This is a genomic window from Paenibacillus sp. 7516 (assembly GCF_002272715.1).
In the GTDB taxonomy this organism is placed as follows: Bacteria; Bacillota; Bacilli; order Paenibacillales; family Paenibacillaceae; genus Paenibacillus; species Paenibacillus illinoisensis_A.
The window spans coordinates 1-260 of sequence record NZ_NPBI01000062.1 but is presented as its reverse complement, the minus strand read 5'-3'; the positions used below and the strand labels follow the sequence as shown (position 1 = coordinate 260).

Genomic DNA, 260 nt, shown 5'->3' with positions numbered 1-260 from the left:
GTATCTATGACCCGCAGGGGATACTCTCACTTCGCTCGAGACTGCGTAGCAGTTGCTAACGATGATGATCCTCCGACGAACCTTTGGGATTCTCATCCCCTTGTTGCTTTAAGAAGTAAAGTTATGACCCGTAGGGGATTCGAACCCCTGTTACCTCCGTGAAAGGGAGGTGTCTTAACCCCTTGACCAACGGGCCTTAATAGCTTTCAACAAACAAGAAGCTGTAAATCTACTAACTGAGCTAATGACTCATATGAGCC

General features: G+C 47.3%; 1 tRNA gene. It reads right to left on the bottom strand.

Features of this window, described 5'->3' with window-relative positions:
- Positions 1 to 124: 124 nt before the first annotated feature.
- Positions 125 to 196: transfer RNA gene (locus tag CHI14_RS29635), tRNA-Glu, on the bottom strand.
- Between the last annotated feature and the right edge of the window lie 64 nt (positions 197 to 260).